This window comes from Acinetobacter sp. Root1280 (assembly GCF_001425285.1).
In the GTDB taxonomy this organism is placed as follows: Bacteria; Pseudomonadota; Gammaproteobacteria; order Pseudomonadales; family Moraxellaceae; genus Acinetobacter; species Acinetobacter guillouiae.
In genome coordinates this window covers 311840-337302 of record NZ_LMED01000001.1, presented here as the reverse complement: position 1 = coordinate 337302, position 25463 = coordinate 311840, and the positions used below count along the sequence as shown (strand labels likewise).

At 38.0% G+C, this 25463-nt stretch carries 27 protein-coding genes; 13 read left to right on the top strand and 14 right to left on the bottom strand.

The window, feature by feature from the left end:
• Positions 1-164: 164 nt before the first annotated feature.
• A complete protein-coding gene (locus ASC84_RS01645; RefSeq protein WP_056511027.1) occupies positions 165-1382 on the bottom strand; it encodes an alkane 1-monooxygenase in 1218 nt (405 codons plus the stop codon).
• 191 nt (positions 1383-1573) lie between these two features.
• On the opposite strand from ASC84_RS01645, the gene ASC84_RS01640 reads away from it, so the two are divergent.
• On the top strand, positions 1574-2494 hold the full coding sequence (locus ASC84_RS01640) for an AraC family transcriptional regulator (RefSeq protein WP_004720615.1): 921 nt from the start codon (positions 1574-1576) through the stop codon (positions 2492-2494).
• Positions 2495-2602: 108 nt separating this feature from the next.
• Here the strand turns inward: ASC84_RS01640 and ASC84_RS01635 are convergent, their stop codons facing one another.
• The 3 genes from ASC84_RS01635 to ASC84_RS01625 all read right to left on the bottom strand — a co-directional run bounded on the left by ASC84_RS01635 (position 2603) and on the right by ASC84_RS01625 (position 5525).
• Positions 2603-4477 carry a SurA N-terminal domain-containing protein gene (locus tag ASC84_RS01635; RefSeq protein ID WP_056511023.1) on the bottom strand — a complete coding sequence of 625 codons (1875 nt, stop codon included), beginning with the start codon at positions 4475-4477 and terminating at the stop codon, positions 2603-2605.
• A gap of 129 nt (positions 4478-4606) precedes the next feature.
• The gene (locus tag ASC84_RS01630) at positions 4607-4879 is read right to left on the bottom strand and encodes an HU family DNA-binding protein (protein WP_004720620.1); all 273 of its coding nucleotides are present in this window, start codon (positions 4877-4879) and stop codon (positions 4607-4609) included.
• A gap of 160 nt (positions 4880-5039) precedes the next feature.
• A complete protein-coding gene (locus tag ASC84_RS01625) occupies positions 5040-5525 on the bottom strand; it encodes a phasin family protein (protein ID WP_004821389.1) in 486 nt (161 codons plus the stop codon).
• 268 nt (positions 5526-5793) lie between these two features.
• Here ASC84_RS01625 and ASC84_RS01620 point away from each other — a divergent pair, with 268 nt between their 5' ends.
• From ASC84_RS01620 to fdx, 8 genes are all read left to right on the top strand, one after another.
• Positions 5794-6447 (top strand): hypothetical protein, encoded by a 654-nt coding sequence (locus tag ASC84_RS01620; protein WP_004720623.1) that lies wholly within the window; start codon positions 5794-5796, stop codon positions 6445-6447.
• A gap of 150 nt (positions 6448-6597) precedes the next feature.
• Entirely contained in the window at positions 6598-7071 is a 474-nt protein-coding gene (locus tag ASC84_RS01615; protein WP_004720625.1) for an Rrf2 family transcriptional regulator, read from the top strand.
• 1 nt (position 7072) lies between these two features.
• Positions 7073-8290, top strand: a complete 1218-nt coding sequence (locus ASC84_RS01610) for an IscS subfamily cysteine desulfurase (RefSeq protein ID WP_056511022.1) — start codon at positions 7073-7075, stop codon at positions 8288-8290.
• A gap of 110 nt (positions 8291-8400) precedes the next feature.
• Complete coding sequence (iscU, locus tag ASC84_RS01605; protein ID WP_004720629.1) at positions 8401-8787, top strand: Fe-S cluster assembly scaffold IscU; 387 nt, start codon at positions 8401-8403, stop codon at positions 8785-8787.
• 45 nt (positions 8788-8832) lie between these two features.
• Positions 8833-9153 (top strand): iron-sulfur cluster assembly protein IscA, encoded by a 321-nt coding sequence (gene iscA, locus ASC84_RS01600; protein ID WP_034610390.1) that lies wholly within the window; start codon positions 8833-8835, stop codon positions 9151-9153.
• Between the two features lie 100 nt (positions 9154-9253).
• Entirely contained in the window at positions 9254-9769 is a 516-nt protein-coding gene (gene hscB, locus ASC84_RS01595; protein WP_004720634.1) for a Fe-S protein assembly co-chaperone HscB, read from the top strand.
• 65 nt (positions 9770-9834) lie between these two features.
• Positions 9835-11694: a Fe-S protein assembly chaperone HscA gene (gene hscA / locus ASC84_RS01590; protein ID WP_056511019.1), complete on the top strand. Its 1860-nt coding sequence runs from the start codon at positions 9835-9837 to the stop codon at positions 11692-11694.
• 15 nt (positions 11695-11709) lie between these two features.
• On the top strand, positions 11710-12048 hold the full coding sequence (gene fdx / locus ASC84_RS01585; protein WP_004720638.1) for an ISC system 2Fe-2S type ferredoxin: 339 nt from the start codon (positions 11710-11712) through the stop codon (positions 12046-12048).
• Between the two features lie 99 nt (positions 12049-12147).
• On the opposite strand, the gene ASC84_RS01580 is transcribed toward fdx, so the two are convergent.
• From ASC84_RS01580 to ASC84_RS01540, 9 genes are all read right to left on the bottom strand, one after another.
• On the bottom strand, positions 12148-13596 hold the full coding sequence (locus ASC84_RS01580) for an adenylate/guanylate cyclase domain-containing protein (RefSeq protein WP_004720640.1): 1449 nt from the start codon (positions 13594-13596) through the stop codon (positions 12148-12150).
• 54 nt (positions 13597-13650) lie between these two features.
• Entirely contained in the window at positions 13651-14085 is a 435-nt protein-coding gene (locus tag ASC84_RS01575) for an HIT domain-containing protein (RefSeq protein WP_004720642.1), read from the bottom strand.
• Between the two features lie 229 nt (positions 14086-14314).
• Entirely contained in the window at positions 14315-17776 is a 3462-nt protein-coding gene (gene mfd, locus ASC84_RS01570; RefSeq protein ID WP_056511016.1) for a transcription-repair coupling factor, read from the bottom strand.
• 295 nt (positions 17777-18071) lie between these two features.
• Positions 18072-18428, bottom strand: coding sequence for a hypothetical protein (locus ASC84_RS01565; protein ID WP_056511015.1), 357 nt, complete (start codon positions 18426-18428; stop codon positions 18072-18074).
• Between the two features lie 106 nt (positions 18429-18534).
• A complete protein-coding gene (locus ASC84_RS01560) occupies positions 18535-19476 on the bottom strand; it encodes a Dyp-type peroxidase (RefSeq protein ID WP_056511012.1) in 942 nt (313 codons plus the stop codon).
• A gap of 182 nt (positions 19477-19658) precedes the next feature.
• Positions 19659-20042 (bottom strand): DUF6678 family protein, encoded by a 384-nt coding sequence (locus tag ASC84_RS01555; protein WP_319822751.1) that lies wholly within the window; start codon positions 20040-20042, stop codon positions 19659-19661.
• A 150-nt stretch (positions 20043-20192) separates the two neighbouring features.
• Positions 20193-20978, bottom strand: coding sequence for a glutathione S-transferase N-terminal domain-containing protein (locus ASC84_RS01550; protein WP_056511006.1), 786 nt, complete (start codon positions 20976-20978; stop codon positions 20193-20195).
• Between the two features lie 42 nt (positions 20979-21020).
• Entirely contained in the window at positions 21021-21533 is a 513-nt protein-coding gene (gene rraA, locus ASC84_RS01545; protein ID WP_056511003.1) for a ribonuclease E activity regulator RraA, read from the bottom strand.
• 12 nt (positions 21534-21545) lie between these two features.
• Positions 21546-22211, bottom strand: coding sequence for a nucleoside-diphosphate sugar epimerase (locus ASC84_RS01540; protein ID WP_056511000.1), 666 nt, complete (start codon positions 22209-22211; stop codon positions 21546-21548).
• A gap of 213 nt (positions 22212-22424) precedes the next feature.
• Between ASC84_RS01540 and rpsT the strand changes: the two genes are divergently transcribed.
• On the top strand, positions 22425-22691 hold the full coding sequence (gene rpsT / locus ASC84_RS01535) for a 30S ribosomal protein S20 (RefSeq protein ID WP_004720657.1): 267 nt from the start codon (positions 22425-22427) through the stop codon (positions 22689-22691).
• A 153-nt stretch (positions 22692-22844) separates the two neighbouring features.
• On the opposite strand, the gene ispF is transcribed toward rpsT, so the two are convergent.
• A complete protein-coding gene (ispF, locus tag ASC84_RS01530; RefSeq protein WP_004720660.1) occupies positions 22845-23336 on the bottom strand; it encodes a 2-C-methyl-D-erythritol 2,4-cyclodiphosphate synthase in 492 nt (163 codons plus the stop codon).
• 100 nt (positions 23337-23436) lie between these two features.
• Here ispF and ASC84_RS01525 point away from each other — a divergent pair, with 100 nt between their 5' ends.
• The 3 genes from ASC84_RS01525 to ASC84_RS01515 are packed head-to-tail and all read left to right on the top strand — an operon-like array spanning position 23437 to position 25442.
• Positions 23437-24087, top strand: coding sequence for a hypothetical protein (locus ASC84_RS01525; protein WP_056510997.1), 651 nt, complete (start codon positions 23437-23439; stop codon positions 24085-24087).
• Positions 24088-24113: 26 nt separating this feature from the next.
• On the top strand, positions 24114-24797 hold the full coding sequence (locus ASC84_RS01520; RefSeq protein WP_056510994.1) for a hypothetical protein: 684 nt from the start codon (positions 24114-24116) through the stop codon (positions 24795-24797).
• Between the two features lie 45 nt (positions 24798-24842).
• Positions 24843-25442: a hypothetical protein gene (locus ASC84_RS01515; RefSeq protein WP_056510992.1), complete on the top strand. Its 600-nt coding sequence runs from the start codon at positions 24843-24845 to the stop codon at positions 25440-25442.
• Positions 25443-25463: the final 21 nt, after the last annotated feature.

Here is a 25463-nt window from a genome sequence, read left to right as displayed (position 1 = left end):
GATTTTTTTTACATTCATTTAAATTGAGCGACAAGTGCTTATGCTTTACAAAAGGATGACTCACAACTAAAAGTAGCGTTAGTCAACATTAAAAAATGCTGGGATTTTTTTAATGCTCAAAAACAATAAAAGCCCAATTCTGGGCTTTTATCTTAAAAGAAATCTTACTTATTCAACAACTTGTCCACGACACCAAATTTTTTGAAAATACTTGCTCGGCGTTTAGGATAAATACTGGCCTTATTTAAATCACCCTTGTAATGATCAAATACACGCTTATCCATAATTTTAAACCACCACGATGGGATCATCGCTGGCAACAGCATACTTGCATAACCGCTTGGTAATTCAGGTGCTTCATCAAAGTGACGTAACGCTTGGAATGGGCGTGTCGGAAAGGCATGATGATCTGAATGACGTTGTAACTGATATAAGAATAAATTAGTTACGATGTTGTTATTGTTCCAACTATGCTCAGGCATTGTGCGTTCATATTTGCCATTTTCATCTTTTTGGCGCAACAAACCATAATGCTCAATATAATTGATGATCTCAAACAACGTAATACTATAAGCTGACTGGGTTGCCAAATAAGGCAAAATACCTTTACCAAATAACCCGACCATAGATGAATGGAATGCTGCGGTCATTGTCCAGCCTTGCAATAACTCATTATCTTTAGACCAAAATCCAAGGCCCTTACGTTTAAGACGGTTGGTTTCAATTTCAATCGCTGATTTAAATGAACCAATGACAGTACGTGGTAAAAACTCATAGAGGGTTTCACCCATTTGCGATGAAGCTGGATCTTCAGGCGTGGCAGCGCGTTTATGGTGTCCATAAGGATGTTCGATACGGAAATGGTTATAACCTGATGGAACCAATGCCAAATGCGATAAAATATGGTCCATACGGTCATGCTTATGGCTTAACTCATGTGCTGTGTTAATGGCAATACCATTAATTGCACCCATTGAAACACCAAGCAAAATCTTATCTAAAAGTGATGTTTGTTTACGTCCCACCAAATAACAAGCATAAACATTAGCGACATATTGAATCGGAATAAAGGATTTGACCAAACGTGAATAATACGGATCTTGCTCAAGTAATTTTACATCTTCACTGGTCGGATTGTTTTTATCCTTACCAATCAATGAATCAATGGCTGGAATAATCACATGCAGTACCAGTGGCCCACCCAATGCAAAAACTTTTTTCAGTGGCTTAGGTGCAACATGATATCCCGCTAAAATTCCTAAGCCAATCACTGGAAGTGATGGGCTAATCATCCAAAGATAACGCTTTTTATCAAGTGCCAAACCTGACTTTGGTTTTAATTCTTGCAATTGCTGCTCTGTCAGTTGAACTGGTGCATTCATGACTATATCTTCCCTATCTTTCTACTTAGTTATATATTTATGTAAAATTCAACTTAAAGACAGTTGTAAGCGTCCATAAAACCTATGAAAAAGTCTTTGGCATCTTCAACATAGAGTTTGTCCTTTGCGCACATGTTTTAATAGCATGAAACATTTTTATTATTTGAGAACAGGAAATTTGAACTGAATCTATGGATGCTTTAAGTAAAATTTTTGATGATATTCATCTCAACCATTCAGAATATATTTACCTTCAAGCTCAAGGTGATTGGTCATTTCAGAGCCCAAAACAAGATGCCGTGATCGCGCATATTGTTCTGTATGGAAATGCTTATTTAGAATTTTCACCCAAAATGACTGTTGCACTACAAACCGGCGATATGTTTTTAATCCCAGCAGGATTAGCACATACTGTAAAAAATCATTTAGACACGCAGTTAGTTGAAAGCCTCAATATAGAATCACTATTTGATGGATTAAGACAAGACGCAATTGAATTTGGTCAAGGAAGCTCAGAAAAGACCCTGATCCTTTCTGTACGATGCCATATGAATGCAATCATGGCTCGTCCATTGATCAATGCACTCCCACCATATTTACATATTCAAAATGCCTTGAGTGATGAGGCACCTGAATGGCTTAAAATTGGATTATATTTTGTTTCTGCTGAAACCCGTAGAACCATGGCAGGTAAAAATAAAATTATGGACCACGTCGTCAGTATTTTGATGATTGAGTGTGTACGTGACTATATTGAGCAAATGCAAGATCACAATAACTGGTTAAATGCACTGGTGCACCCTGAACTTTCAAATGCACTTGCAGCCATTCACAGCCGTCCAGAACAGAGCTGGACCGTAGAAAGCTTAGCAGAAACCTGTTGTATGTCGCGTTCTAAATTTGCCAGTTTATTTAATCAAATTATTGGGGAAACACCTTTAGCCTACTTGCAACAACATCGCTTACGTCTTGCCAGCCAGCTGATCAAACAAGGACAACTGCCTATTCAGCAGATTGCACACCAAGTGGGATATTCATCTGAAACCGCATTTAGCCAGGCATTTAAGAAACAATTTGAACTTAGCCCAAGCCAATATCGCAATCAGATCTAAACAGACATCCGCTAATCATATCTTACTGATATAGCTCCTGTACTCACGCTATATTCCATTTCACATAAAAAAAGCGCCGAGGCGCTTTTTTTAATCCGAGAAGATCAATTATTTAATTTTTGCTTGTGCTTTTAAATAACGCGAATAATCATCTAATAATTGTTCACCACGGAACTTCTGATACATTTGCGTAAGTTGCTGAACTTCAGCTGGATCCATCTGAGCAGTATCTACTTTTTTCACATTCACCACAGCCACAACAACTAACTCATTTGGCAGCTTGGCAGTGCTGACAGACCACATGCCTGCTTTAGGTACTGGCTGACTAAAGGCAACGCGCTCAATCTCACGCTTAAGGCCTTTTGAACGAGTAAATGTTCCAGCATGGACAAAATTAGACTGATATTTCGCAGTAACCTCTTGAGCCGGCAATTTTTTGAAATCCGCAATCATGGCATTTAATTTTGCATGCGCAGCATCAAACGCTTTTTGTTCAATCAATTGTGCTTTTACACGTGCAGTTGCTTGCGCTAAAGGCTGTACACCGGCTGGATGATACTTACGAACTTTAACCCAGACAACATCACCATTGGCAGTTTGGATATTACTTGATGCCGTCGTATTTCCGCTTTTAACATCTTCATTAAACAATTTCGATTTGACAGCAGGATCAGCAAGAACTGGATTGGTTGTCGTTAAATTCACATTATTTGCAGATTGAACTTGAACAGTCTTCACTGCTTGTGAAACCACATCCAATGCATCACTGTTAACCACTTGCTCATTTAAACTATTTACAGTGTCTGAGAAATAGTTGGCTGATTTATTCTTTAAAACTTCAGCAGTCAATTCAGCTTTTTTCGACTCAAATGATGGCACTGAATCTACTGGTGTATTCACCTCAATCAAATGATAACCGAATTGAGTTTTAACAGGCTTAGACACTTGACCATTGCTTGTTGAGTTCACAGCTTTATCAAAATCATCACCAAAGGCACCTGGCGCATAGGCAGCAAGTGCACCACCTTTCGCTTTAGAATCAGGGTCTTCTGAATATTGCGCAGCAGCTTGAGCAAATGACGTACCTGCCTGAATTTTTGCATACACTTCATTTGCAAGTGTAGCAGCTTGCTCAGGCGTACGAGAATCAGTCGTGATCAGAATATGTTTAACATCACGCTTCAAACTTTGCTTATATTTTTCTACAAACTGAGTATAAGCTTGTTGTAATTCAGCATCAGTCACTGCCGCATTTGGCTGTGTCAATGTCGCTGGGCTAAGCACCACATAGTCCACATCCACTGAAGCAACTTGTTTAAACTTATTTTGATGCTTGTTGTAATAATCCGCAATTTCCTGATTGGTCACTTTAACATTGGCTTTATAGTCATCAAGTTTAACGCTTGATAAGAATAATTCACGTTGTTCAGATTGCAAGTTGGCAATTTGCTGGATATCCAATTTACTGATCAGTGCATTATCCGAAATTGTAGAGCTCAAAATGCTTAAGGCAAAATCTTGGCGAATATTTTGGATAAAGGCTTGGCTAGTTAAACCCTGTGAACGTAAATAGTTTGCATATAGTGTATTTGAAAATTTACCATTTTCCTGAAAAGCAGGAATTTGTGCAATTTTCTGTTCAATTTGAGCATCGCTCAAAGTCACACCTAACTTATCAGCTTGTTGTCTTAAAAGACTTTGGCTAATTAGGTAATCAAGTGCTTTATTTGCAATAAATTCTTTGTTCAATAAAGACTCATCCCCATGTATAGCAGGATTTGCCAATAATTGATCTGTATAGCCTTTTGTAACCGTTTCTAACTCTTTTTTAGAAATATCTTGACCATTAACAGTTTTAGCTACGTCTGCTTTTTGCCCACCGCTGAAATAGCCTTCAATACCAACCACAGCAAATGGCGCTAAAAATAACACAAGGAGAACTTTACCAAACCAGCCCCTTATGAGAGTGCGAAACGATTCCATGAGTATTCCAATATTATATTTCGTAAGGATTCTAACTGAAATTGTGAAATGAATGAACGAGCAATCACTGATAATTTAATATATTTCATAAAAAACGCGCCACAAAGGCGCGCTTTTAACAAGCTCAGATTAAGCTACTGAGTCTTTTAAGCCTTTACCAGCTTTAAAGCTAGGTACTTTGCTTGCTTTAATCTGAAGCTCTTCACCAGTTTTAGGGTTACGACCAGTACGAGCAGCACGGTCTTTAACACTGAATGTGCCAAAGCCGACTAAAGTCACTGTGTCGCCTTTTTTAAGCGCTTCACCAATTGAAGCAATAGTCGCATCTAATGCTTTACCAGCATCGGACTTTGACAATCCCCCTTTTTCTGCAATCGCATCGATTAATTCTGATTTATTCATGAAGATTACGTCCTCTTATATCGTTTGTTTAAGTTCCAAGGCTGTAGATCAAAGGCCATGACGACTTTATAGCAATGCTTTGGGGGGAAACGCAAGACTCCAAACACGCTTTTCACAAAAATTACGACTAAAATTTACGATTTTTTTGGATTAATGGTAATTATTTCATTTTTTTTAGCAATTGGTCGCGTAAGTTTTGGTTCTCTTCAGCCAACGCATCGACCTTATTGTGAAGTTGCAGGATCAAGTTTTCCAAATGCTGAAGATCTTTAGCAGTCACTAAACCAATTCTGTTTAATGAATGATTTACACGCTGGTCTAAGAGTTTTTCAACCTTGTCTTTGGTTTCTGCAACTGACTCTTTGGTTTTTTCAGTGACTTTATTGACTGTCTGATCTGTGACTTCAACTGTCTTGGATTCAAGCTCCTCACCCACCTTGACTAAAGAATCAAAGAGTTTATTGCCTTCTTCTTCGGCTCTGGAGAACGCTCCCAACCCTGCCAACCAGATTTGTTTTGTATATTTTCTGAAATCTAATGCTGACTTTTTATGATTTCTAGGCTTTATTTGAGATTCATCAAACTCATTTTGATCTTCATAAAGATCCGTTTGTTCTTTGTTGCTCTTTTTCATATCTTGCTCCATTTACCCCAAACTCCAGCGTGTAATGACCTATATGACCAAATTATGTAGAAAATATTGCTATATTATCAAATAAAACTATTGAACCTTTTGCTAAACTGTTCTACAAAGCAAAGTAATTGTTTTAATGTTAAGGAACACTTGGCAATTCGACAATGGTTATTAAGATAATTTTTATATCATTGTGGAAATATTGTGTTTCAAGTCATGGATGAGATTGTTTCAAATTTATTTAGAGATCGGACTCTCTGTTTTGCTATAGGAATTTTTTATGAATGAATCGCAACAAAAGCAAGGTCATTCTCGTTTGTTGCTAAACATTGTCATGATTATATTGGAAACCATTTATTCTTTCGTATTAAAACATGATCGTGTTGTTCGCTTACAGGCAAAAAAATTCGTCGGACAGCAGATTACAATTAAAATGAATAGTTATATTCCTTATTTTGACTTTTATGTTCAATTTACAGATCGTGGTATTCTTTTTGATTTGCAACCTCCAGAAAAAGCCATTGACCTTTCTGTGAGTAGCACACTCATCGATTTCATCCAAATTTTTGTCTTTGCTAATCGTCGTAGCATGAAAAAAATGCGTCTGGAGGGCGATAACCTGCTCAAGGAACAGTTTCGTGATCTGGTTGTACACTTAACTGCACCTAAATTGCTTTCAGACTGGAAGCAATGGTTAACCAATCCAGATGATGACAGCCAGACTAAAGCATCAAAAAAACGCATTGCCCCTTTGCTTGAAAAGATTGATCAGCAACGCTCTAAGATCAACACACTCCAAGTTGAAGTGAAACAATATCAAAATCGTGTTAAACGCTTGCAGCTCAATCAACAACGTTTATATACGGCTTTAGGCGTATTGGGCTTCCTATTTATGGCATTAGTCGTGTATAATCTTTGGCAAATATTTTCATAAAACTTGAACAAAAATTGAAATTTTCCAGTAATTTTTGTTCAAATAATAAATTCTGACTAAATTAGTCAGAATTAAACTTAAAAATACTTGACTATTTTAGTCAGGATTCATAAAATTCATACATCTAGTCTAAAACATGTGTATCGAATCATGCGCCTAACTACTCGCGGTCGCTATGCAGTGACTGCACTACTTGACTTAGCATTGCAGCCACCTGAACAAACGATTACGCTTGCAGAAATTGCAACCCGCCAAACGATATCTGTCGCTTATCTTGAACAATTGTTCGCTAAACTTAAACGTCATGGCTTAGTTTCAAGTGTTCGTGGAGCAAATGGCGGTTATCACTTAGCGCGCCATGCTGAAGAAATTACTGTCTTAGAAATTATTGAAGCTGTAAATGAAACCGTTGATGCGACTCGTTGTGACCACAAAGGCAACTGCCAAAATGGTGCAATGTGTTTAACTCACGATTTATGGCAAGAACTCTCTCTCCATATTGCCGATTATTTAGCTAAAATCACCCTTGCGGATTTAGTAGCTCGTGACAACGTACAAACCGTTGCGGTTCGCCAAAATTCAGCACCTCTTGATTCAGCCCTTTTATCGGTTACAGGTATTTGACATGAAACGTCCGATTTATCTTGACTATGCAGCAACTACGCCTGTTGATCCTCAAGTAGCAGAACGCATGATGGAGTGTTTAACCTTTGATGGTACATTCGGTAATGCTGCTTCTCGCTCACATGCTTATGGATGGCAAGCTGAAGAAAAAGTTGAATATGCACGTGAACAAGTCGCAAATTTAGTAAAAGCTGATCCACGCGAAATTGTCTGGACTTCTGGTGCTACTGAATCTGATAACCTTGCCCTTAAAGGTGTTGCTCAGTTTTACGGTTCTAAACGCAAACACATCATCACAAGTAAAATTGAACATAAAGCAATTTTAGATACTTGTCGTGAATTAGAAGAAGAAGGTTTTGAGATTACCTATCTTGAACCTGAACCTAAAACTGGTTTAATTACCCCAGAAATGGTTCAAGCTGAACTTCGTCCAAATACGCTACTTGTTTCATTGATGATGGTGAACAATGAAATTGGTACTGTGACAGATGTTGCTGCAATTGGTGAGTTAACACGTGCCAATAAAACCTATTTCCATGTAGATGCTGCACAAGCTGCAGGTAAAGTTGAAATCGATCTTTCTACCATGAAAGTCGATTTGATGAGCTTCTCAGGTCATAAGGTTTATGGACCTAAAGGCATTGGTGCTTTATTTGTACGTCGTAGCCCACGTGTTCGTATCAAAGCACAAATTCATGGCGGTGGTCATGAACGTGGTATGCGCTCAGGTACACTTGCAACCCATCAAATCGTCGGTATGGGTGAAGCATTTGAACTTGCTGGCAAATCTTTACAAGCTGAACAAACACGTTTACGTGTACTCCGTGACAAACTTTGGAACGGTTTACAAGATTTAGAACAAGTCTTCTTAAATGGCCACCCTGTATACAATGTTGCAAACTACTTAAATGTTAGTTTCAACTTTGTTGAAGGTGAATCATTGATGATGGCGTTAAAAGATGCTGCTGTATCTTCTGGTTCAGCATGCACATCTGCAACACTTGAACCTTCTTACGTACTTCGTGCCCTCGGTCTTTCTGACGAGTTAGCACATAGTTCAATTCGTTTTAGCTTTGGTCACTATACGACTGAAGAAGACATTGATCATGTAATTAAGATTACTAAAGCTGCTGTTGAGAAATTGCGTGAGCTTTCTCCGCTTTGGGATATGTACAAAGAAGGGATCGACTTAAATTCAGTTGAATGGGCTGAACACTAAGTTCCTTGAAATCAAAACGCGGCATTTTATTGAAAATCAGTAAAATGCCACCAAATTAGATTGTAGAAATACATATTATCAACGCTGACCCCGAGGTTTGGAGAAGCAACATGGCTTATAGCGAAAAAGTAATAGATCATTACGAAAATCCTCGTAATGTTGGTGTGTTGGATAAAAATGCAGAAAATGTTGGTACAGGTATGGTGGGTGCACCTGCATGTGGCGATGTAATGCGTTTACAAATCCAAGTGAATGACAGTGGTGTAATTGAAGAAGCTCGCTTTAAGACTTATGGCTGTGGCTCTGCAATTGCGTCTAGCTCACTCGTAACCGAATGGTTAAAAGGTAAAACGCTTGACGAAGCACAGGCGATTAAGAATATCGACATCGCAACTGAACTTGCACTCCCTCCTGTAAAAGTACACTGTTCTGTACTTGCAGAAGATGCAATTAAAGCTGCTGTTGAAGATTACCGTAGCAAGAAAACTAAAGCCTAATATCTGTTCGTCAAATTTAGCAGATGATTTTTTAACGGAGTTTTCATGATCAATCTAACTGAAAATGCTGCAACTCATATCAGCAATTACTTAAAGAATCGCGGTAAGGGTGAAGGTATTCGTCTTGGTGTGAAAACTTCAGGCTGTTCTGGCTTAGCTTATGTACTTGAGTTTGTTGATGATATCGACACTCATGATCAAATGTTCGAGCAGTTTGGTGTAAAAGTTTTTGTAGATCCAAAAAGTTTGGTTTATCTCGATGGTATGGAAATGGACTATGTTAAAAATGGTCTCAATGAAGGCTTCGAGTTCAATAACCCAAATAAAAAAGGTGAATGTGGCTGCGGTGAATCTTTCACTGTATAATCTGCCCTGCTTTTTCTCATGTTAAAACAGTGTCTTGCACTGTTTTAATCACATTTAATTACACCGTTTTCCTGTAAAACATCGTGGATGAGTATCTCCCATGAGTCATTTTGAGTTGTTCGATCTCCCGGAAGCACTCGATATTGATTTAGCGACATTAAAAGCTAATTTCCTAAAACTACAACAGCAATATCATCCTGATAAAGCTGAAGATAAAGACAAAGCTTTGATTAAATCAAGTGAAATTAATCAAGCATATAAAGCTTTATCCAATGTAGACAGTCGTGCTGCTTATCTACTGTCACTCAAAAAGCAAGATCATCACTTAGATCAATCAATTAGTGATTTTGAGTTTTTACAATCTGCTTTAGAAATTCGTGAGCAGCTTGATGAAGCAACCAATACCGAACAATTGCATTCTTTAAAAAAAGAAGTCCAACAATGGATTGATGGCTTAGTTCGTGAATTCAAAATTGATTTTGAGGATGAAGATTGGGCTGAAGCACGTGACACGGTGCGTAAGTTACGATTCTTTCAAAAAGTCATGAATGATATTGATAAAGCCGAAGATCAGCTTTTAGATGATGAAGATTTTAGTTTAGATGATGATTTCTAAATTTTAACTTTCATTATATGTTTTACCCGAATTTGTTTTTAGTTTTTATTTTAAGGATGTGACAAATGGCACTCTTGCAAATTGCTGAACCAGGACAATCAAGTGCGCCACACGAACACCGTATTGCGATTGGTATCGACTTAGGGACAACCCATTCTCTTGTTGCTACGGTATTATCAGGCAAAGCCAAAGTACTGAACGATGAGCAAGGTCGCGTGTTACTTCCTTCTATTGTACATTATTCTAAAAATTCGACCGAATATGGCGATGCAGCAAAACCGTTTATTACTGCTGACCCTAAAAATACCATTGTTTCTGTTAAGCGCTTTATGGGCCGTTCTAAAGCAGATGTTAAATTTCAACACCCTTACACGCTTGCAGGTGCTGATAATGAAATGCCAGCATTTGAAACAGCGCAAGGTCGTAAAACACCTGTAGAAATCTCTGCAGAAATTTTAAAACAACTGAAAGATCGCGCTGAACAAAGTTTAAACAATCCGGTGAATGGCGCTGTTATTACGGTTCCAGCCTACTTTGATGAAGCGCAACGCCAAGCTACACGTGATGCAGCTGAACTCGCAGGTTTAAATATATTACGCTTACTCAACGAACCTACCGCTGCAGCTGTTGCATATGGCTTAGATCAAGAGAGCAATCTAACAACAGATCGCAACTATGTCATTTATGATTTAGGTGGCGGTACATTTGATGTGTCTATTTTACGCTTTTCTCAAGGTGTGTTTGAAGTTTTAGCTACAGGCGGTCATACCGCACTGGGTGGCGATGACTTAGATCGCCTTATTGTTAAATGGGCAAAAAAACAACTGAATATTGAAACTTTAGATGATGCAGAATATGCGCACTTTATCGTTTCTGCGCGTAAAGCCAAAGAAGCACTCAGTGATGCTACCTCTGTTGATATTAAAGTTCTGACACATCACCTCACGCTAGATCGCACGACATTTGAAGAAATCATTCAAGTGGCATTAGATAAGACGATCAATGTATGTAAACGTGTCATGCGTGATGCAAAACTTGAACTCGATGATATTCAAAATGTAGTTCTTGTTGGTGGCTCAACCCGCTCTTATGCTGTACAGAAAGTGGTGCGTGAAGTATTTAAGCAAGAGCCGCTTTGTACCATCAATCCTGATGAAGTTGTGGCGATTGGCGCTGCGATCACTGCGAATCAACTCATTGGAAATTCTAAAGATGGTTCATTACTGTTAGATGTTACCCCGCTATCACTTGGTCTAGAAACCATGGGCGGTTTGGTTGAACGTTTAATTTCACGTAATACAGCCATTCCTGTTGCACGCCGTCAAGAGTTCACCACCTATCAAGATGGTCAAACGGCCATGTTGATCCATGTCTTGCAAGGCGAACGCGACTTAGTTGAGCATTGCCGCAGCTTAGGTCGTTTTGTATTACATGGTATCCCACCAATGACCGCGGGTCAGGCACGTATTGAAGTCACTTTTCAGGTCGATGCAGATGGCCTGCTTACTGTTTCAGCCAAAGAAACCACATCAGGGGTCAATGCGCAAATCGACATTAAACCTTCTTATGGATTGTCTGAGACCGATACTGAACGCTTGCTTTTAGAAGGTTATAAATTCGCTGAAGAAGATAAAAATCTTCGCCATCTCAATGAAACTAAAGTTGAAGCACAGCGTGAACTTGAAGCCTTAACACAGGCGTTAAAGGTCGACTCCAACCTGCTCAGTACTGAACAACTGACTGCGCTCAACCAAGCCGCTGAAGCTTTAAAAGCCCAGCTTGAAACAAACGATATCAAATCGATTGAGCATGCTGTTGAACAGTTAAAAACTTATAGCGATGCCTTTGCAGCAGAACGCATGAATCAACACATTGATCATGCACTCAAAGGCACCAAACTTGATGATTGGTCTAACTCAAACTAATTTAAGGTAACGACTATGCCACGTATTAAAGTACTACCTCATGCAACAATTTGTCCAAATGGTGCTGAGTTTGAAGTTGAACCAAACGCGAACCTGTGTCAAAGCTTACTCGATAATGGTATTAAAATCGAACATGCCTGTGACATGTCTAAAGCATGTACTACATGCCATGTGATTGTACGTAAAGGCTTTGATGAGCTTGAAGAGATGGATGATATTGAAGCCGATTTACTCGATCGCGCTTGGGGCTTAGAACCCGATTCACGTCTGTCTTGCCAAGTCAAAATCACAGACGAAGATATGGAAGTTGAAATTCCAAAGTATACAATTAACCATGCTTCTGAAAACCACTAAGTTGCTTTTCATATAGGCAAAAACCACTCTTTATGAGTGGTTTTTTAATGTCTTGGCAATTTTTAATGGCTTAGGTATTTAATTTAATATTTAATGATTTTACAAATAATTTGAGTTGACTTCATCTTCAATATTAAGCTTTGCAACGCCTTGAGAGTTGGTAAGTTTTTGCTGAACCTTAATCCGTTCTACCATTTTTTCTAATACTTCCACCAACTCTGGATATTCAAAGTTTTGCACTTCTTCTAAATTCAGCACCAAGTGGAAGCCTTTATACTCATAATCAAACCATTGCTGATTTTCATTCTTGGTTGCAGAGTATTTTTCCATCACTTGCCAAGTGCGTACCTTACCTTGAATCCCTTTCAGTTCAATCGGGGTTTTTGGTGCACAAAGATAATCGTTTTTAATCAGCTTATAGGTTTCATCTGAAACCAAAATTTCATCGATATCTGCAGCATATTGCAAACGCGCTGCTAAATTGGCATCACGACCCACAATGGTATACGCCATACGATGTACAGCACCATAGTTTCCAACGTGGCAATAACCGGTACTTACCCCCATACGAATATGTAAAGGTGCATAGCCCATTTTCACCCAACGTTCACGGAGAAATTTCATCTGCTGGCGCATTGCAATCGACATATCAATACAGTTTTTCGCATCCTGCTCCACACCTTGTGAGTCTGGATCACCAAAGAAAATCAGGATTGCATCACCCATAAATTTATCAATGGTTGCACCATATTGTTTGGCAATTTCAGTCATATGACTTAAATAGTCATTTAATACAAAGGCCAAATCATCTGGAATCAAAGTTTCTGATAATTCTGTAAATCCTTGAATATCAGAAAAGAAAACCGTCATTTTTTTACGTTTATATTCAATCTTGGCTTCTGTATCGCCACGCATAATCGCCTGCCAAAGCTGTAATGGCGCATAACGACTGAGTTGATTTGACAACTCAATATAACGATTCATTTCATTGAAATAGGTGTTTTTCTTGGTTTCTACACTTTTGATACGGCGATTTTGATAATAATTTCCGATGTTTACAAACAAGATAATACTAATAAAAGACAGGACTGATAGCTCAGGGCTGGTTTGCTGAAAATAATCATAAAAACCAAAGATAAAAATAATATTGGTATAAAACACAACAAAGGCAACTAAAATTGCCAAAGAGCCCATCATAAAAGAAATTTTGTTGTTAATCGCTGTATAGATCAGTGCAAATAACAATACAAAAGTTACCACGAGGCTTAAATGTACAGCAGCCAATGCGGTAGAAACAACGATGACATCAATTAAAAAATAAATATTCTTCCGAATCTTAGAGCCATATGAATATTCTAGCCAACGCGATAATTTAGGGCTAACAATAAAAATAAAGCCAATAAAAAAAGGAACATAAAATTGATAATTTGCAATTGGGGAGGTGAAATAATAAACCATGACCACCAAAGCAATAATCAAATACCCCATAAATCGCTGGAATATTTCAAATTGCTTTGGCTCTTTATCTAACATACGTTCAAATGGCAAAATATTTTACCTCGGATGTCATTTTATTAAACACTTCCCTTGTGCTGTTTACACTTAATCCATACGCCAATCGAATGGCATCTCACCTTGACCACGTAACGCCAACATCAGTGTTTGACGCATGTGTGCTAATACTTCATTGCTATAAGGAACTGCTTGCAGGCCAAATACAGGTTTAGGCCAAGCTACATCATTCTGATAACGAACTACATGATGAAAATGTAATTGCGGAACCATATTTCCAAGTGCAGCGACATTCATTTTATCTGCACGAAAAACACGAGAAAGCTGACTAGACAACCAGCTTGATTCACGTAAAAACTGCTCTTGGTCAGCTTGACTTAGTTCATATAACTCAGTGATACCAGGAACACGTGGAATAAGAATCAGCCACGGAAATTGCATATCATTCATTAAACGACATGTTGAAAGCGGAAAATCGCCTACAAAAAAAGTATCTTGAGCAAGTTGTGGATGCAAACTAAACATATCTTTATAAATGACGCAAAATTAAAAGGATGGCTAATACTAACACATCGGTTTTCGTGTGAATATTGGTTATCTTGTGTTTTGGTACAAATAAACACAGTTTGTTTTGAACCTGATCACAATTACACTTTAAAGAATCACAGAATTTTTTCAAGTGATTTACTAGAAAAAATTCATAAGCACTTTTAATCTCAAATTGAGCATTTTTTAAGCTCAAAATCCTGATAAATTAACGCTTTAATTCTGTCAGTAAATTGTTTAACAAATCCTGAATAAACTGAATTCGCTTGTCATTTTCTTCAAGCATCACCATCACTTTTAAACGTTGCCCACCTTCCATACGGAACCAAGTTGGATGCTTCTGCATTAGCTGAATAATACTGATCGCTTGCACAGGTGTATCAGGTGAAAATTCGATCACCCCACCATTGGCCCCAATATCAATTTTGGTAATTTCTAAGGCTTCAGCCTTAACCCGAATTTGATGAACACTAAACAGTTGTTTTACCGGCAATGGCGGTACACCAAAGCGATCAATCAGCTCCATACGGATATTGTCAAGTTTATCCTGAGTATCGGTATTACTAATACGTTTATAGAACATAAGGCGCTGATGTACATCGCCCAAATATTCATCGGGAATCAAAGCAGGCATATGCAGGGTAATTTCAGAGGTAAGTGAAAGTGGTGTATCAAAATTAGGTGTCTTGCCCTGTTGAATTGCTTTGGTCGCTTTGGCCAACATTTCCATATATAGGCTATAACCAATTGCATTCATTGAACCGCTTTGTTGTTCACCCAGTAATTCACCTGCACCACGGATCTCTAAGTCTTCCGTAGCCAGCATAAAACCAGCGCCAAGATTTGAAGCTCTCTGAATGGCATCTAAACGTTTTTCTGCATCACCTTTAAGGCCTTTAATCGATGGCACCATCAAATATGCATAGGCTTGATGATGGGAACGTCCAACACGACCACGTAATTGATGTAATTGTGCTAGGCCGAGTTTGTCTGCACGTTCAATAATAATCGTATTGGCATTAGGAACATCAATCCCCGTTTCAATAATTGTTGAACAGACCAGCACGTTAAATTCTTTGTGATAGAACTGTTGCATGATTTGCTCAAGTTCACGTTCACGCATTTGACCATGCGCAACCGCGACACGCGCTTCAGGTACAAGTTGACGAATATTTTCCGCAGCGCGTTCTATGGTATCAACTTCATTGTGTAAAATATAAACCTGACCACCACGTAACAACTCTCGCAGAATTGCCTCTTTCATGGTTTCATTGGTTTGTTCATTGACAAAAGTTTTGACAGCTAAACGACGTGCTGGTGGTGTGGCAATAATTGAAAGATCGCGCATTCCGCCAAATGCCATATTCAAGGTACGAGGAATTGGTGTTGCAGTTAAGGTTAACATATCAACATCTGCACGCATGGCTTTGATACGCTCTTTATCACGTACCCCAAAACGATGTTCTTCATCGACAATCATTAAACCTAAGTTTTTAAACTGCACATTTTCCTGAAGAATTTTATGTGTGCCGATGACAATATCGACTTTACCATCGATTAAATCTTCAATAATTTTGGTATGACTTTTATTGGTTCCAAAACGCGAAAGTACCTCTATACGAATTGGCCAATCGGCAAAGCGATCTTTAAATGATTCAAAATGCTGTTGTGCCAATAAGGTGGTAGGTACTAAGACAGCCACTTGCCTATTATTTTGAACAGCAACAAATGCCGCGCGCATCGCCACTTCCGTTTTACCAAAGCCAACATCACCACAAACCAGTCGATCCATTGGTTTGGCTTGTTGCATATCATATAGAGTCGCTTCGATGGCATTGGCCTGATCCAGTGTTTCCTCATAAGCAAAACCACTGGAAAATTGCATATATGCACTTTGATCCAGCTCAAAGCTAATCCCAGGTTTAGACTGACGACGTGCTTGAATATGTAATAATTCAGCTGCCACATCATGAATCTGTTCAAGTGCTTTACGTTTTGCTTTATTCCATGCATCTGTACCCAATTTATGTAATGGCGCTAAATCAGGATCACCACCACTAAAACGGCTAATCAGGTGTAGATTGGTCACAGGAACATACACTTTTGCATCATCTGCATAGTTTAATTGCAGAAACTCATAGTCTTGTTCATCAATATTTAAGGTGACTAAGCCTGCATAACGCCCAACACCATGATCAATATGCACCACTGGCGCACCAATATTGAGTTCCGTCAGACTTCGGATCAGAAACTCTTCTGAAACCTCTTGTTGACGTTTTCTACGGCGCTGTACTACACGGTGTTCATACAGTTGGTTTTCAGAAATAACCGATAGATCATTGCTGATGACCAATCCACGATCCAAAGGCGCATTGGTAATCGCCACAGAGAAATTAGATTGTTGAAATACAGCAAAACTTTCAACAACTGGAATTTCACCTAAACTTGCACGTAAAGCATCTTTCAAAGTTTCACGGCGTCCAGCACTTTCAGCCACCAGTAATACAGGATGATTGGCCTCATCCACATACTGCTTTACTGCTTTAAATGGTTGGTCTTGTTTAGGGTCTACAGGCAATCGTGGTGGTAATTCAACCGACAAATTGATACAGCCTGCTTTTAATTCAATGGCTTCTGTTGAGGCAATAATTCTTGAAAATTGATTTAAATACTCAAACAGTTGATTCGGTTGTATAAAAATTTCTTCAGGTGGTAATAGCGGTTGATCAGCATTATGGCGTCGGTCTTCGTAACGACGCATCACATCTGTCCAAAAACTCAACAATCCTTCATCAATGTGTTTATCTGTAATGACAATCGCATTGCTTGGTAAGTACGATACCAAACAACTTTGTGTTTGCATGGCTTGCTGTGAAAAGAATAATGGGAAGTAGAAATCTAATCCTGGAGAAGCAATGCCTTCTAACACATCTTGATAAATTGGGTTTTTCTTGGGATTTGCAATTGGAAAACTTTCTGCATAACGATCACGAAACGTTGAACGCGCTTCTTTTAACGGAAATTCTTTTGCAGGAAGTACGGTAAAACGCTCTAACTTTGTTGTTGTTCTTTGGGTTTCTGGGTCAAAGAATTTTAAACTGTCTATTTCATCATCAAATAAATCAATACGAATAGGCGCATTTTGCCCAGAGGCATAAATATCCATGATGCTACCACGTACAGCAAATTCCCCATGATCATAAACGGTATCAACCAGATGATAACCCGCCTGAACTAATTTTAATTTTTGTTGTTCTAATGCAAATTTCTGACCAACGCGGATATCAAAATGCTCACCCAACACCCATGATGTAGGGGCAACACGTTGTGCCAAGGTGGTTGCAGAGACTAATAAAATACCTTTTTGTGGCATATTAGAAAGTATCGACAGTCTTTCAGAGACAATATCTTGGTGCGGAGATAAACGATCATATGGCAATATCTCCCAGTCTGGAAATATTGTTGGTTTTACCCCATAAAATTCTAATTCACTTTCCAACTGTCCCAAGTGCTGATTATTTTTTGCAACCAATACAAAGAGCTGATCCGATTTCTCTGCGATCTCCTTAAACAATAAGGCTGCAGATGAACCGAGCATTGTGCCAATCCAGCGTTTTTCGCCTGCTTTCAGTTGTTTTAAATTGAGGTCAGAGATTTCTTGTTTAAACATAATCGCATAAGGTCTAAAAGACATGAGCAATAGTTTAACATGATGACTTTATTCAGTTGAGTGATTTTGTTTATTCTATTTATCTGCGCAATGACTCATCAACAGCATTTCTTCATCAGGATAGAATTCACATCAACCTCAAGACAAACTCACAGGATCATAGACCTGTGGAAGCTCTTGCCAAATGAATTGAGAATAGCCATTTAATAACAATTAAAAATCTAAGCAACATCACACATCATTCTTTGGTGAAATATTCTGATTCCACCAAATGTTATCCATGCCTTAAGTTGATTTATTTTTCTCGTTTAAACGCTTTATAATAATCATTGAGTTTTTGAATAATTTGTTTGAATTGTTTTAAATTTTCTTCTGTATTGCCAAGTCTTTGCACATAGTTGTTTGTCGCGATTTCTAAATCAATCTTTTCATTGATCAAAATTGTTTTATAGAACAAAGCTTTTAAATCATCAAAATTATTAAGTTTTCGGTTGGAAAAGTATTCCAGCCGTTCAGATAACTCACGATTTAAAACAATACCATCTACAATAAAACCATGCTCAGCATCAATTTGAATATTATTTTCTTGTAGAAAAACTTGTTCAGGACCGTTTTTATTGCCCTTAAATAATGCTGCAATTTTATCAAACATCATTAAAACTCAATTAAATCAAAGATTCATCATAACAAAGATGACAAAAGTTCGCAGTAAAAGGCCGTTTTAAAACGCCCCTTTACCTGAACATAAACCATCAGCGTTATTCGTCGCCTAAATCATCTAAGAAATCGACAGTAGGCACAAAGAATAAGGTTCCTGTCACTGCTGTACTAAAATCTAATAAACGATCTAAATTACCTTCTTCATCACCTTGAAACATATGCTCTAACATTTGTCGAGTGACACTAAATTTGCGTGCATAACCAATAAAGAAGGTGCCATATTCATTTCTAGATGGATTTGAAAACGGCATATTTGCACGCATGATTTTAATTTCATTGCCATCTGCATCATGCGCCTTACTCACTACATTGTGTGCTGTTTTCGGCTTTACATCATCACTCAACTCAACATCATTAAACTTTTTACGTCCGATGACTTTTTCTTGTTCTTCATCACTGAGCGCACGCCACTTATCCATATCATGCATATATTTTTGAATAAATGCATAACTGCCACCTTTAAAGTCTGGATCTTCATCACCCACCAGCGCATATTCAGCTGCAATTTCAGGCTCTGGGTTTTCTGTCCCATCGACAAAGCCAATAATCGCTCTACCGTCAAAATATCGAAAACCATTCACTTCATCCACTGGATAACTTACGGCTTTTAATTGCGTATTGATCATATCTGCCATTTCAAAACACAACGCTTGGCGATCAGCACGAATATGGAAAAACAAATCGCCTTCTGTTGAAACAGCCGTATATTTTGGCCCTTTAATTTCTTTAAACTGTTCTAATTCTTGTGGTTTAGCCTGATCAGGAAATAAACGTTCCCACGCATTTGCCCCAAATCCCATGACTGCACTAAATTGTGCATCTGGATAACGGTTGGTTAAACTACGTGTTAATGCTGAAAAATTTGCTGCAAAATCGATTACTGTATCTATTACTTCAGCCCCAAGCCTTAATCCTAAAACAATAAATAAGGCATTTTCCCCTGGACGATTCATAACAGGTTGAATTCGAGTTGAAGTCATAATTTATCTCAAAATATTCTATTGGTTACAATCTAACATAGGCTGTTTTAAAGCTTAAGTTTTTATCGTTAACAATCCACTAATTCACAATATTTATATGGATAGAAATGTTGCGAAAAATGATTAAAGCAATAAGTTTTGACTTTTTTATTCAGACACATTTATTGTCATTATTTTTAAAATTACTTTGAGTGATAAGCATAAATTTTAAAACAACTATTTTTTTCATCAAACACAATATTCAAACGCTGCAATAAAGTACGAAATTGATCTGTTTGATCTAAAATCAAATCATCGATCAATCTTCCCCTCGGCTTGCTTAGCATAGGCTTTACAATTAAATATTCAATTCCAATAAATACAGGCATAGCATCGTGATAGAAAGGATGCCAATCACCCAAATACCACGGAATTTTCTTCACAAATTGATCTTCAGCTTGTAGATCTCTATTTTCAGTCACCAATTTGACAATAAATGCAGGTGGAAAATCCAAGTCTGTCATTGCATGCAGAAGTTTGAGCCATTTTGAATAACTCATACAAGATACCAACTGCCGTTGATGCATGATCTGCTGAATTTTCAAAATATACTTTATATAGCCTTGGTCAGTCTTTAAAGTATTTATATGATTTCGATATTCAAGATAATTTTCTTGTAAACCCACATTTATCCTTCAATTAAAAGCACCTATGTTCGGTGCTTTTGACACATAGAGTTAACCATATTGTTTCTGTAAATAACGTACGATTGCTGCTGACTCAAAGAGTTTTTCACCTGTATTTGGATCTTCTAAATAAGGCACTTGAATGTCTTGCTTTGCGCGATCCATAACTGGAATAATTTTTTCACGTTTGCCACCCACCAAAGGAACATATTTACCCGGTTTTAAACGTAAAACTGCTGGGCCTAGATCTTGCCAACACTCTTTAGCCACATTATGAAAGATAAATGGAATTTCTAATTCAGTTAACACACCACGCACAACACGTGTATAGGGGCTGGCTTCAAACCCCCATAATTCCAATAATTGCGCTGGACTTGCACGATCAACAATTTTTTTATTAACCCAAACCCCGCGTGCACCATTAATAATGGTTCCCACCATAGCGACCGTTGGGTATTTAGGATAATGAGAATATTTCTTTGGTGTTTTGCCTGTTTTACCATAATGCTTAAATAAGTAATCAACAATCTTTTGCGATTCGTACATTGCTGTTCCCGTGTTTTCATCAATGAAATACGGAAAACGCAATTTTCCACCTTTTTCTTTTACAACCTGACGATATTTGGTCCCACCTTTAGGGCATGGATAGACTTCATAATCCAAATTGAGCAAGGTCATTACTTCTCGTACACGGCGGCAAAATGGTGAACCCTCAAACTCATATAACTTTAAAGCCTTTTCTGGCTGGTTTGGAAACGGAGTTCCTGTTACACCACGGCCTCCCTCAGTCAGTGATGAAGCCAAAGCTTGTACAACTTTAATTTGATGATGCACCATTTTATACCCCCTAGACGATTGTTTTCGCTTAAATAAAGCTTTTTATAAATCCACTATTTTTTCTTTTGAAACCACAATTCCATTGTTATCTGCATAGATATATTCACCAGAATTGAAAGTGACACTACCAAAATACACAGGAATATCGACCTCACCTATGCCTTTACGATTGCTTTTTTGTGGAATTGAAGCCAATGCATGGACACCTAGATCAAGTTCAACTAGCGCATCTACATCACGTACACAGCCGTAAATCACTACACCATTCCAGTGATGCTTAACCGCTGACTCTGCAATCATGTCACCCATCAGGGCACAACGCATGGATGCTCCACCATCGACAACCAAAACCTTGCCTGTTCCATCTGTAGCAAGTAACTCTTTCACTCGTGAGTTATCTTCAAAACACTTGACTGTCACGATTTGACCGCCAAAGGTTTTACGCGCCCCATAACTTCTAAAAAATTTGCCATCTAGAGATGGAATCAAGGTTTGAATGTCTTGGTCTGGGTGATCATCTAATAAATCACAAGTTACAAAAGGTACTGTAGTCACGTTATCACTCCATTATTTGCTATTTTGTATACGCAAATTATCATAAATTTCAATTTTTTTAGTTTGTGTTTGAGCAGCCTCGACCATAGTATGAGCCACTTGTTGTGCTGTCACTGGCTTATATTTAAAAGAATTGGGTACCAAATGCGAAAATTTACCATACAGCTTTTGCGTTACATCTTCCAAGAATCGCTTTTCATTTCGATCACCAAGGAGTAACGATGGGCGAATAATTGAAAAACGATATAAATTCAACTTTTGTATATAGTCCTCAAGTTCACCTTTCACTTGATTATAAAAAATTGGTGAGCTGGCTTTTGCCCCCATCGCACTGACTAAAAGTAAATGGGTTTCAGTCATTTCAAATAAATCTGCAAAATGTGCATTGATCTCAAAATCAATATTATAGAAAGCTTCTTTAGAACCTGCCTTTTTAATAGTCGTTCCCAAACAACTGAATGCATGAGTGTAACCGCTGACATCTTGATCATTGAGTAGAAGGAAGTCATCCAATACAAATTGTTCAACTTTTTTTAATTTTAAAAAGTCAGGATTTTCTCGTCGTACAACAACTGTAATTTTTTCACAATCAGCCAATAAATTGAGCTGTTCAATGAGACGTTGCCCCACTAAACCTGTTGCTCCAATCACAATCGCATTTTTTATCGAATTAGTCATTTTTTAAACAATCTCCTAGATTTATTACTAATCTAACGTTTTATTTCAAATTTTTCTTCAACAAAAATGTTGTCAAAGCATGTCAACACTTGACTTTACTGGCCTCTTTAATCACAATATGGCACTTGTTTACGGGCTGGTGATAATCCTCTGATGTGGTTTTCAGATGTGGTTTCAGCCCGCCCAGACCCATCTAATTCAAGGAGTGCACGAGTGGCAAACTCTGCTCAAGCAAAAAAACGTGCTCGTCAAAACGTTAAAGCACGTAAACACAACGCAAGCTTGCGTTCAATGGTACGTACTTATATCAAACGCACAATCGCTGCTATCGCTACTGGTGAATATGCTGCTGCAACTGAAGCTTATAAAGCTGCAGTTCCAGTTATTGACCGTATGGCGGATAAAGGTATCATCCATAAAAACAAAGCTGCTCGTCACAAGAGCCGCTTGAATGCACAAGTTAAAGCGTTAGCTAACTAATTTTTGCATGTGAAAAGAGCCCTTTAAAGGGCTTTTTTTGTAGCTAAAATTTGACTATAGCGCTTTAAAATCGGAAACCATCAAAACTTATCTACCACCGCATCATTATTTCTCAGTAGATAGATAAGTAAGAGTTCTAAACTATAAAAATAATTATTTTGCTAAATGTGAAATTAAGACTGTTGCAGTGGATAAAATACCTTCCTGACGACCAGTAAAACCCAATTTCTCTGTGGTTGTTGCTTTAACACTAATTTGAGTCACATCAACATCTAACACATCTGCAATACTTTGACGCATTTCCAAATTGTGTTTGGCTAATTTAGGCCGTTCACATGCCACAGTAATATCGGCATTATTTAATTTATAACCACGGTCTAAAATTAATTGATAAACATGTTTTAAAAGTTTACGGCTATCCGCACCTTTAAATTCAGCATCTGTGTCTGGGAAATGCTGTCCAATATCCCCTAAAGCCAATGCACCCAATAAAGCATCACATAATGCGTGTAACACGACATCACCATCAGAATGTGCTTTTAAACCATGCGTATGTGGAATTTGAACGCCTGCCAAAGTTACAAAATCACCTTCTTCAAAAGCATGTACATCCATTCCCTGCCCAATACGAATCGGTATGATCATTCTTAGCTCCTTTTGCAGTTTTTAAAATTTAAAAATCTTGTATTCGTACTTTCTCTTTCGCTATAGTACGTATGCAAACATTGTGAAAGTATAAGCGATCATGCTGTTGAATACAGAATTTAATCAAATTAAAACACTCTTGTCTGGTCTCATTTTGAGCTGTATCAGTACATCAGCTGTTTACGCCCTGCCTCTTGACTGTAAGCACCAAGATTCATCACTTTTAAAAAAGTTATGTGGTTCGCAGTATAGTGAGCTGCGCGCTCAATTAAATGAGAGCTATCTCACTACATATCTGGTCACAGATGCACCAATACGCTTAATCAATGATACGCATCGTTTGTGGCTCAACCGTTTAAGTCAATGTAAAAGCAACGATTGTTTCAAACAACAGTTCGATATTCGCCTAGAAGACTTAAATTTTTACACTTCAATGAATCAAAGTTTAACCCAACATTTCATCAAATATGAACATGGTAAAATTTCGAAGCAACCCGCCCATTTACAAATCCATCAACTGACTAAAGATCGGATTAAAGTTGAAGGCATCGCCTACCGAAATCCCAATAACCGTAAAGATAGTCAAATTGTCTCATTGTTGGCTTACACCACGCCTGAAAAAAAGAATCAAATTTTGGACAATGAACATGACTGTAAATATGTGCTTAATTTCCAAAAAGCAATTTTGTCTGTGACAACAACACAAAAAGGCTGTGAGCGCTTTACTGGAATTTACCGTTTATATGATTAAGATTTATAATTAAATTTGGCAAAACCATGAGTACAAAACTAGCGTTAAGTGAAGAAAGATTAAAAATATTATCTGAATGTATGCAGAATTATGACGTGGGTGCTGATACAGATGAATGGCCTAACAATATCATTTCGCGCTTTACCAGCGTTTATAATGATGGGTCTATTTCAAAGCACAATATCCTATTACAGCATGAAATTGATCCCGATGAATTAAAACTTTGTCAAAAACTAAGCGCTGAAATCGCCAATATCATGACAAATGTTGAAGTTGGTATGGGTTCAAACTCGGGTGATTATTTTCAAGATTTTTATATCATGCATTCACAAAACTCAGCTAGCCAAAAAATTACGCCTCAACTGATTCAAAAATACTTTGCCAATACTATTTTTCCTTTGGCGAACATTACGACTGAACCGCTTACAACCAATACACAGTGGTGGAAAGAAGTTGAACAAGATGGTGAAGAATCTCCAGCAGAATATTTTCAGCCTTGGCACAAGATGATAAATTGGTTTGCAGCACAACACGATTTTATCGACTGTGCATTTGTTCGGATTGGTGACTCAGCACTTTTAGAACAAATCGATTCTGATGATTACCCGAAAGGAACAATCATTACAGGTTGTGTCTTGCCTCGACTTGCATTGGGCTTAACCCAGAATAGCAGCTTGGTTGGAATCTTTGGATATGTTGTACACAGTTAAGATCTAACTAGCTTAATTAAAATATAAATAAAATAGGGAATAACAATGACTCAACTGTTAATTTTAGACCAAGTCTCACAACACCTTGATCAAACCTCTTTTGGTGGTCTTCCTGTTAAAACGATTGGCTTACAGGTTAAATGGCCTTGCTGCACAAATTGTGATGGTGCAATGCAATACCTTGGCAAAGTAAAAACTGATCTCGGTTTAGAATTGATCTTTATGTGTAGCCAAGATCCGGGGATGTGTGATGACTGGGATGCAGATGGTGGTGGTAATAAAGTTATTGTCATTACAGAGATTCATGCTCTTGAAAAATTCCAACCGTTAGAACCTGAAAATACCTTACGTGAAACGGAATATGGCGCCAAGATTTTCCAAGATTCGCAAGAAGAATATTCACAATCGCGTGAACTTTGGCAAGGACCCAAGAGAGAAATTTTAGGTCAGCTTTCTGGCTCAGCTGAGTGGCTGCAAAATGATGAAACACCTGAATGTGATTGCTGCCAAAAGCCTATGCGCTTTGTTGCTCAACTAGAGACTGGACCTGATCATAGAACTGAGATGAATTTTGGTGGAGGAGGTTCCGCCTACCTATTTGATTGCCCTCAGGGTAAAACTGCTAAATTTCTATGGCAATGCTAGCCTTTACCATGGATATACCTA